Annotated in this window: 9 protein-coding genes; 1 reads left to right on the forward strand and 8 read right to left on the reverse strand. The window is 66.1% G+C overall.

Annotation, left to right across the window (positions count from 1 at the left end; translation table 11 throughout):
- A partial coding sequence (gene recO, locus ABT08_RS11795) for a DNA repair protein RecO (protein WP_288115075.1) occupies positions 1–454 on the reverse strand: 454 nt, incomplete at its 3' end.
- Positions 455–490: 36 nt separating this feature from the next.
- Here recO and ABT08_RS11800 point away from each other — a divergent pair.
- Positions 491–1186 carry a trimeric intracellular cation channel family protein gene (locus ABT08_RS11800; protein ID WP_056208792.1) on the forward strand — a complete coding sequence of 232 codons (696 nt, stop codon included), beginning with the start codon at positions 491–493 and terminating at the stop codon, positions 1184–1186.
- 18 nt (positions 1187–1204) lie between these two features.
- Here the strand turns inward: ABT08_RS11800 and leuA are convergent, their stop codons facing one another.
- The 7 genes from leuA to ABT08_RS13215 all read right to left on the reverse strand — a co-directional run bounded on the left by leuA (position 1205) and on the right by ABT08_RS13215 (position 7490).
- Entirely contained in the window at positions 1205–2965 is a 1761-nt protein-coding gene (leuA, locus tag ABT08_RS11805; protein ID WP_288115076.1) for a 2-isopropylmalate synthase, read from the reverse strand.
- A gap of 170 nt (positions 2966–3135) precedes the next feature.
- Complete coding sequence (gene era / locus ABT08_RS11810; protein WP_056208786.1) at positions 3136–4038, reverse strand: GTPase Era; 903 nt, start codon at positions 4036–4038, stop codon at positions 3136–3138.
- On the reverse strand, positions 4035–5195 hold the full coding sequence (locus ABT08_RS11815; RefSeq protein ID WP_288115077.1) for a hemolysin family protein: 1161 nt from the start codon (positions 5193–5195) through the stop codon (positions 4035–4037). The genes era and ABT08_RS11815 overlap by 4 nt, the downstream gene beginning before the upstream one ends.
- The gene (locus ABT08_RS11820) at positions 5084–5620 is read right to left on the reverse strand and encodes a hypothetical protein (protein ID WP_288115078.1); all 537 of its coding nucleotides are present in this window, start codon (positions 5618–5620) and stop codon (positions 5084–5086) included. Before ABT08_RS11820 ends, ABT08_RS11815 begins: the two co-directional genes overlap by 112 nt.
- A gap of 85 nt (positions 5621–5705) precedes the next feature.
- Positions 5706–6611: an RNase adapter RapZ gene (gene rapZ / locus ABT08_RS11825; RefSeq protein WP_288115079.1), complete on the reverse strand. Its 906-nt coding sequence runs from the start codon at positions 6609–6611 to the stop codon at positions 5706–5708.
- 46 nt (positions 6612–6657) lie between these two features.
- Positions 6658–7287: a ribosome hibernation-promoting factor, HPF/YfiA family gene (gene hpf / locus ABT08_RS11830; RefSeq protein WP_288115080.1), complete on the reverse strand. Its 630-nt coding sequence runs from the start codon at positions 7285–7287 to the stop codon at positions 6658–6660.
- Between the two features lie 29 nt (positions 7288–7316).
- A complete protein-coding gene (locus ABT08_RS13215) occupies positions 7317–7490 on the reverse strand; it encodes an RNA polymerase factor sigma-54 (protein ID WP_353743293.1) in 174 nt (57 codons plus the stop codon).
- Between the last annotated feature and the right edge of the window lie 2 nt (positions 7491–7492).

Here is a 7492-nt window from a genome sequence, read left to right on the forward strand (position 1 = left end):
CGAGGCCGGGCGACCACCCGGACATCGCGAGCGCCCGCAGCAGGTACGAATCGAGCACGCTGCGGGGGTGGTGGTCGCCGCGGCTCAGGGAGCGAAGGCCGCCGAGGAGGAGGATGTGCTGCTGCGGAGTCGCCTCGGCCTCTCCCAGCCGGTCGGCGGTCTCGACCATCGCGCTCGCGGCGACGTAGCGGTCGTAGTCGCCGACGATGTCGGCCCCGTAGGTGGCGAGACTCTCCGCCTGCTGGACGATGTCGAGCGTGCGGCCCTTGTAGATCTGCACGTCGGCGACCATGAAGGGCTCGAGCCGCGCGCCGATGCGCGAGGACGTGCGGCGCACCCCCTTGGCGACCGCGCGGATGCGCCCGTGCTGCCGACCGAGGAGGGTGACGATGCGGTCCGCCTCCCCCAGTTTCTGGGTGCGCAGGACCACGACCTCGTCGCGGTAAGTGGGCACGCATCGATTATCGTCGCGCCTTGCGACAATGGACGCGTGACCGAGCCGACCTTCACCATCCCGCTCTGGGCCGATCTGCTCGCCGTGGGTCTCGGCGGAGTTCAGGGGGCCTTGTTCGCCTCCGGTTTCCGGGGGCAACGACGTCTGGACCTGCTCGGTGTGGCCCTGATCGGAATCCTCATGGGCATGGGCGGCGGTCTCATCCGCGATCTGCTGCTGAACGTCACGCCCGCTCCGCTGCAGACCAACTGGTATCTGCTGATCGGCGTCGGCGCGGCGCTGCTCGGGATGTTGCTCGCCGGGCCGTTGCAAAAGCTCAACTCTGTGATCGTCACGCTCGACGCCCTGGTGATCGGGCTCTTCGGTGCCTTCGGAACGACGAAGGCGCTCGGTCTCGGGCTGCCCGTCGTGCCGGCGATCTTCGTGGGCGTCTGCTCGGCGGTCGGCGGCGGTGTGCTGCGCGACGTGATGATGGGGCTCCCGGTGGCGATCATGCACGTCGGGTCGCTCTATGCGGTCGCGGCCGGGGTGGGCTGCACGACGGTCGTAGCGCTCAACGCGTTCGGTGTGCCGATCGTCGGATCCGCAGTCGCCGGATTCCTCGTGACGGCGGTGATCCGTATCCTCGCCGTGATCTTCGATCTGTCGCTGCCCGAGCAGCACATGCTCTACAGGCGAAAGGTCGCCGTCGAGACATCCGCTATTCCGATCGTGCGACCGGAGAGCGACTGACCCGACGGCGACCCCGGGTCACACCGCGGTGAGGGCGCCCTCGCGCTCGCGGGCGCGGATGGCGCGGTTCACCGCCGAGACGATGGCCTTCAGCGAGGCGGTCGAGATGTCGCCGTCGACGCCGACGCCCCACAGGCGCTCCCCGTCGATCTGCAGCTCGACGTAGGCCGCCGCCTGGGCGTCCCCGCCGGCGCTCATCGCGTGCTCGACGTAGTCGTAGAGCGTGACGTCGAAGCCGCGCTCGTGCAGCACGGCGAGGAAGGCCGCCACCGGTCCGTTGCCGATGCCGTCCGCCGCGGTGCGCTCCTCGCCGTCGCGCAGCGTGACGTCGAGCCGCAGCTGACCGCCCACATCGCTCTGCGTACGCGTCGACAACAGCTCGAAGCGGCCCCAGCGCTCGTCGGCGGCATCCGCCGGCAGGTACTCGTCGCGGAAGATCTCCCAGATCTGGGAGCTCGTGAGCTCGCCACCCTCGGCATCGGTCTTCGCCTGTACGACGCCCGAGAACTCGATCTGGAGCTTCCGGGGCAGGTCGAGCGCGTGGTCGCTCTTGAGCAGGTAGGCGACGCCGCCCTTGCCCGACTGCGAGTTCACGCGGATCACCGCCTCGTACGAGCGGCCCAGGTCCTTCGGGTCGACGGGCAGATACGGCACGGCCCATTCCAGGTCGTCGACCGACACGCCCTCGCGCTCGGCGCGGGCGGCCATCGCCTCGAAGCCCTTCTTGATGGCGTCCTGGTGGGAGCCGCTGAACGCGGTGAAGACGAGGTCGCCGGCCCAGGGGCTGCGCTCGGGCACCGGCAGCTGGTTGCAGTACTCGACCGTGCGCTTGACCTGGTCGATGTCGCTGACGTCGATCTGCGGGTCGATGCCCTGGGTGAACAGGTTGATCGCGAGGGCGACCAGGTCGACGTTGCCCGTGCGCTCGCCGTTGCCGAACAGGCAGCCCTCGATGCGGTCGGCACCGGCCATGTAGCCGAGCTCGGCGGCGGCGATCGCCGTACCGCGGTCGTTGTGAGGATGCAGGGACAGGATGACGTTCTCGCGGTACGCCAGGTGGCGGTTCATCCACTCGATGGAGTCGGCGTACACGTTGGGCGTCGCCATCTCCACGGTCGCGGGCAGGTTGATGATGACCTTGCGCTCGGGCGTCGGCTCGAAGACGTCGAGCACGGCGTTGCAGATCTCGGCCGCGAACTCCAGCTCGGTGCCGGTGTAGCTCTCGGGCGAGTACTCGTAGTAGACGGCCGTCTCGGGGATGCGCTTCTCGAACTCGCGGCACAGGCGCGCGCCCTCGAGGGCGATGTCGATGACGCCCTGCGTGTCGGTGCGGAACACGACGTCGCGCTGCAGGATGCTCGTCGAGTTGTACAGGTGCACGATCGCCTGCTTCGCCCCGGCGATCGCCTCGTAGGTGCGCTCGATGAGGTGCTCGCGCGCCTGGGTCAGCACCTGGATGGTGACGTCGTCGGGGACCAGGTTCTCGTCGATGAGCTGACGCACGAAGTCGAAGTCGGTCTGGCTGGCGCTCGGGAACCCGACCTCGATCTCCTTGTAGCCCATGCGCACCAGCAGGTCGAACATGACGCGCTTGCGCTCGGGGCTCATCGGGTCGATGAGGGCCTGGTTGCCGTCGCGCAGGTCGACGGCGCACCAGCGCGGCGCCTGGGTGATGCGGGCGTCGGGCCAGGTGCGGTCCGGCACGTCGACGCGGATCTGCTCGTGATACGGGCGGTACTTGTGGATCGGCAGAGCCGATGCCTTCTGGGTGTTCTCCATGATCGTCTTTCCTCGTGTGGGATGTGGCGGGCCGACGACAAGCTCCGCGACGAGGTGGCCCTAGGTTTAGGCCCCGCCGCGGCAGCTAAGGAGGAGGAGATCACCCGCACGCATGCGACCAGGCTACACCCGGGTGAGCCCCGGTCGATGACGGATGCCGCGACCCCGCGTCAGAACCCGAGCCGGCCGAGCTGCTTGGGGTCGCGCTGCCACTCCTGGGCGACGCGCACGTGCAGCGACAGATAGACCCGCGAGCCGAGGAGGCCCTCGAGCTGCGTGCGGGCGCGGGCGCCGACATCCTTCAGGTGCGCGCCCTTGCGGCCGATGATGATCGCCTTCTGACTGTCGCGCTCGACGACGATGTCGGCGAACACGTCGATCAGATCAGAGTCCTCGCGCGGGCCCATCTCCTGCACGACCACGGCGATCGAGTGCGGAAGCTCTTCGCGCACGTCGCGCAGTGCCGCCTCGCGGATGATCTCCGCCACGCGATCGCTCTCGGACTCATCGGTGACGACGCCGTGCTCGTACAGCGCCGGGCCTTGGGGCATGAGGCCGAGCAGCTCGTCCGCCAGCACATCGAGCTGAGCACCGGTGAGCGCGGAGACGGGGATGACGGCGGCCCAGTCGTCGCGCAGCGCGTCGACCTCGGCGAGACGCTCCAGCACCTCGTCGCGCGACGCCGCATCGGTCTTGGTGACGAGGGCGACCTTGCGCGAGCGCGGGTAGCCGTCGAGCGAGGCGGCGATGCGGCGGTCACCGGGACCGACGCGCTCCCCGGCCGGCGCGCAGAAGGCGATGACATCGACGTCGCCGAGCACGTCCTCGACGAGGTCGTTGAGACGTTGCCCGAGCAGAGTGCGCGGACGGTGCACGCCCGGGGTGTCGACGACGACGAGCTGGCCGTCGGGACGGTCGACGATGCCGCGGATCGCTCGCCGCGTGGTCTGCGGCTTGTCGCTCGTGATCGCGATCTTCTCGCCCACGAGCGCGTTCGTCAGCGTCGACTTGCCGACGTTGGGCCGCCCGACGAAGGTGACGAAACCGCTGCGGTACGGGCTGTCTTCGGTCATGCGCGGGCCGCCTTCGCTGTGCGCTTCTTCTTCGATCCGGCGGGGTGCTCGTCGGTCGCGTGTTCCTCGGGGGCGGATGCCGCGGCGTCGGCTGCACGCGTCACGAACACCGTCGCGAGTCCGCGGCCGCGGCCGCGAGAGGTGCCGCCGGTGAGCAGGAGCCCCAGCGCCTCGGCCGTCGCGCCCGGCTGCGGAACCTGACCGAGCGCCTTGCCGAGCAGTCCTCCGATGGAGTCGACATCCTCATCGTCGAGGTCGAGCCCGAACAGCTCGCCGACCTCGTCGAGGCCGAGGCGCGCGCTCACCCGGAACGTTCCGGGGCGCACCTCGACCACCTCGTCTGCGCGGGGGTCATACTCGTCGGCGATCTCCCCCACGAGCTCCTCGATGATGTCCTCGAGGGTCACGAGCCCGGCGATCCCGCCGTACTCGTCGACGACCATGCACACGTGCACCGCGTCGCGCTTCATCTGCTGCAGCAGTGTCTCGGCGCGCATCGACTCGGGCACGAACACAGGCGGACGGGCGATGCCCGCCACCGGCACCGCACTCGCGACCGTACCGTCGCGGAAGGCGATCTGCACCAGGTCCTTGAGGTACAGCACGCCTCGTACGTCATCGCCGTCCTCGCCGATCACCGGGATGCGGGACACCCCGCGATCGAGGAACAACGCGATCGCGGCGCGGGTGGAGGCATCCGCCCCGATCGTGACCATGTCGGTGCGCGGCACCATCACCTCGCGCACGTAGGTCTCGGTGAACTCGAACACGGAGTGGATCAGCTCGCGGTCGTCCTCCTCGATGAGGTCCTGCAGCGCGGCCTCGTCGACCATGCTCAGCAGCTGTTCCTCGGAGGTGAAGCTCGATGCCCGCGCCCCACCCGGGGTAACCCGGTTGCTGAGGATCACGAGCAGGTGCGCGATCGGGCCGAGCAGAAGACGGATGCCGCGCACGAGCCCGGCGCTGCCACGCAGGAGCCCCGCCGCGTTGCGACGCCCGACCGACCGGGGCGAGGTGCCTACGAGCACGAACGACGCGATGGTCATCAGCACGACCGCCGCGAGCAGCGCCCACCAGATGTCGTCGAACCAGAGCATGAAGGCCGCGGCGGTGAGCACCGCGGCGCCGGTTTCAGCAAGGACGCGGATGAAGACCACCGAGTTCGCGTGCGCCGCGGGGTCCGCGGCGATGCGATGGAGCGCCGCAGAATGGCATCGTAGAGATCGTTGCGCAGGTCCGTAATCATCCCGAACCCGGCGTAGTTCACGAGATACGTTCCCGCATAGTCACAGACCGACTTCAACAGAGCCGAAACCACCAGCGCGTAGGCGACAACGTCCCATGCATTGTGAAAGTGGCTGGGAACAAGGAAATTCAGGTCGAGCGACCATCCCAAATGCGGCACTTTGAAGACAAGAATGTTCGCCGATGCATTCGGACTCAAGACATTGTCGAAGATGGGCTTGACCAGCAGCAGACGAAACGCCGCCATCGCGCCCACGACGGCCATCAACAACACGGAGAGCAGTGAATACAGCGCATAGGGCTGCACATAGAGCAGCAACCGCCAGATACGTCTCACGCTGCCACTCTCCCGACCATCCTCATTACACTCGGCATCTCACTATTCTATTGGCCATCTTCCTAACGTGATCGGCTATCTGTCTTTAGCGCGGCATGTCCCGGTGCGCGGTCTTCACGCGGTAACCCTCGGCGACCAGCCGCTTCTTCATCTCTTCCGCAATAAATACCGACCGATGCTGCCCCCCGGTGCAGCCAAAGGCCACGGTCAGGTAGCTCTTGCCTTCCTTGATGTAGTGCGGCAAAAGAAACTTCAGCATGTCGGTCGTCTTGTCCAGAAACTCCGCGGTCTGCGGAAATTGCCGAACATACTTGGCGACCTTCGGATGCCGTCCCGTCAGCTTGCGGAACTCCGGCACAAAGTGCGGGTTGGGTAAAAATCGCACATCGAAGACCAGGTCGGCGTCCGACGGCACTCCATTCTTGAAGCCGAAGCTGTTCGAGGAGATGGTCAGGTTCTGGTCGGTCTCGTCGCGCTCGAACTGCGCGTTGATATGAGCGCGAAGCTCATGCACGTTGAACTTCGTCGTATCCAGCACGATATCTGCGACGTTTCGGATCGGGTCCAGCCGCTTTCTCTCTGCCCGGATCGATTTGACGACAGTATCTGTCCGGCCCATCGGATGCGGCCGCCGCGTCTCGGAGAAGCGCCGGATCAGCGCATCCTCGCTGGCCTCCAAAAACAGGACGCGGGTCGGCAGCACCTTGCGCACCTTCTTGAGGATCTGCGGAAACTCGTCCAGCCGAATCCCCTCGCGCACGTCTACTACCAGCGCGGCGCGCTCGATCTCCGGAGACTGGCGCACCAGATCGGCAAACTGAGGCACCAGCTCCAGTGGCAGGTTATCGACAGAATAGAAGCCAAGATCCTCAAAGGCCTTTAGCGCAGAGAGCTTTCCCGAGCCTGACAATCCCGTCAGAATCACAAGCTCGCCCTTGCTTACCGGTCCGGAGACGGCCTTGGCAGTTTTTTTCGAGGTCTTGCGTGGCATGGACAAATCCTAGCATTGCCGCGCAAAACCTGCCTGCGCGCCGCCTCTACGGCACCTCGATCAGTTCCATCTTGCCATCGCGCTTGCGGTGCAACACCATCGCACGGCCGCCATGGTCGCGGAAGACGAAGACATCGCGGTCGCGGAACGCGGCCTCTTTCACGGCCTCTTCGAGCGACATCGGCCGGAGGGCCACACCGTCCGTCGATCGCGCGACGTGCGGCTCCGATAAAGGAGAGTGAGACGGGAACGAATGGACGAGCATCGGCACCGTCTTTCGCCCCTTGCTGGCCTTCACCGCAATCTTCTCGGCTGCCGGCTTCGCAATCTCTCCAGAGGCCTCTGCCTCCTCCTCACCGGCGATCGCTACGCCGGACTTGCCCCGCCGCTTGATCGATACCTTTTTCTTCTTGCGCCGAATGGCCTGCTGCTCGATCTTGGCCAGGGCGTCGCGCAGGGCGGTCGCCATCTCGGTCGACTCGCAGGTTGCCACCAGCTTCAGGCTTTTTGTCTGTACTGTAATTTCGGCGATAAACCGGTACTTGTCTCTGGATAAGGTCACATGCGCGCTACCCGCATTGCCCACGATCTTTACAATCCGCGCCAGCCCGACCTCTGTCTGCGCTTTGTACTTCTTTGTGACGCTTGCCTGTCTTCCGGTGTACTCGACGTCCATGGGATTACCTCGTCTCTGTACGATGCAGGTTAGCGTACACGACGTTGGTGCGTACTGGGAATCTGCATGTCCTCGCGGTATTTGGCAACCGTCCTTCGCGTCACCCGGATACCCTGCCGCTGCAACTCAGCCGCCAGTTGGTCGTCCGTAAACGGCTTGCGCTCGTCTTCTTCCTCAATCAGCTTCTTGACCTTGCGTTTCAACA

The sequence above is a fragment of the Microbacterium sp. SCN 71-21 genome (genome assembly GCF_001725695.1).
Classification (GTDB): Bacteria; Actinomycetota; Actinomycetes; order Actinomycetales; family Microbacteriaceae; genus Microbacterium; species Microbacterium ginsengisoli.

Excerpts from the sequence above, each read along its gene's own strand:
- leuA (WP_288115076.1), bottom strand. The coding sequence starts at position 2,965 with ATGGAGAACACCCAGAAGGCATCGGCTCTGCCGATCCACAAGTACCGC.
- era (WP_056208786.1), bottom strand. The coding sequence starts at position 4,038 with ATGACCGAAGACAGCCCGTACCGCAGCGGTTTCGTCACCTTCGTCGGG.
- rapZ (WP_288115079.1), bottom strand. The coding sequence starts at position 6,611 with ATGCCACGCAAGACCTCGAAAAAAACTGCCAAGGCCGTCTCCGGACCG.
- hpf (WP_288115080.1), bottom strand. The coding sequence starts at position 7,287 with ATGGACGTCGAGTACACCGGAAGACAGGCAAGCGTCACAAAGAAGTAC.